Below are 1248 nucleotides of genomic sequence, written 5' to 3' on the forward strand. Positions count from 1 at the left end.
GACGACTGATCCGGGCGACCGCGCGGACCGCCGCGGCCCCGCCCCTGCCGGGCGGGGCCGCGGCCTTGCGCGGTCCGGCGTCCCGCTCGAAGCACCGGAGTTGACGGTGCGTCAGGTAAGCCTGTGCCGCTGTGCCGCTGTGCGGCCCCGGCGTGGTGTCAGCCGGGATCGGCGGGCAGCGCGTACAGCGCGGGCAGATTGACCACGACGGCCTCCTGCGTGCTGCGGGCGATCACCACCACGGCCTCGCCGGCCGGATCCGGGTTCTCCTCGCGGTGCGGCACGAAGGGCGGCACGAAGACGTAGTCGCCCGGCCCGGTGACCAGCCGGACCTCGGCCGGCTCCGCGCCGGAGTCGTCCAGGAACACGAACTCGGGCCGGCCGCTGACCACATAGATCGCGGTCTCCGACGCACCGTGGTGGTGGTCGGACGAGGAGGTGGCGGGCGCGACATGGGTCTGCCCCATCCACAGCCGCTCGGAGCCGACGGTCCCGCCGCTGATCGCCGCGAACCGGCGCATCCCACCGGTCTGCGCGGTGTCGCCGTCGAGCCCGTCGGCGCGGATGTGGTGCAGTCGGTTCAGCAACGGGCGGGGCGGGCTGTCCTGGCCGGCCGGGAGATGCGGATGGAAGCCCGCACCGGCGACTGTCGGCTGCTCGGTCATGGTGCTGGACGCTAGAGGGGCGTCCGAAAGGATGTCAAGAGGTGTCCATTACGGTTCACCTGCGCCGATGGCCGGGAAGAAGCGGTGCGGCCGGAAAGAGGCGGCCCCGGCGGCCCGCCGGCCGGGCGATACTGTTGCCCATGCATATCTCCGCGAAGGCGGACTACGCCGCTCGGGCCCTGGTCGAACTGGCCCGCGACTCCGCCCGCCCGCTCACCTGTGAGGCCATCGCCTCCTCGCAGGAGATCCCGTTCCGCTTCCTGAAGTCCGTGGTCGGCGAACTGCGGCGGGCCGGGCTGGTGCGCAGCCAGCGCGGCTGCGAGGGCGGCTACTGGCTGAGCCGCCCGGCCGAGGAGATCACCCTGCTCGACGTGGTGCGCGCCGCCGACGGCGAGGTGATCACGCTGCGCGGTGCGGCCCTGGCCGAGCTGGCGTATCCGGCGCCGGCCACCGGCCTTCCCGCCGTCTGGCGGTCCGTCGAGGACGCCGCCTCCGCCGTGCTCGGCGCGGTCACCATCGCGGCGCTGGTGGCCGACGACCTGCGCGCCGATCAGCGGGCCGGCGACCGGACCGACCACCGGGC

General features: G+C 74.2%; 2 protein-coding genes. One reads left to right on the plus strand and one right to left on the minus strand.

Annotated elements, in window-relative coordinates:
* Nucleotides 1–158: 158 nt before the first annotated feature.
* A complete protein-coding gene (locus GA0115240_RS05300) occupies nucleotides 159–665 on the minus strand; it encodes a cupin domain-containing protein (protein WP_093735487.1) in 507 nt (168 codons plus the stop codon).
* Between the two features lie 140 nt (nucleotides 666–805).
* Between GA0115240_RS05300 and GA0115240_RS05305 the strand changes: the two genes are divergently transcribed.
* Nucleotides 806–1248 (plus strand): RrF2 family transcriptional regulator (locus GA0115240_RS05305; RefSeq protein WP_093735488.1); only part of this gene is annotated, 443 nt, incomplete at its 3' end.

It is taken from the genome of Streptomyces sp. DvalAA-14, assembly GCF_900091855.1.
In the GTDB taxonomy this organism is placed as follows: domain Bacteria; phylum Actinomycetota; class Actinomycetes; order Streptomycetales; family Streptomycetaceae; genus Actinacidiphila.

Bases quoted from the DNA above. Each gene is read 5' to 3' on its own strand.
- GA0115240_RS05300 (WP_093735487.1), bottom strand. From the start codon at position 665: ATGACCGAGCAGCCGACAGTCGCCGGTGCGGGCTTCCATCCGCATCTC.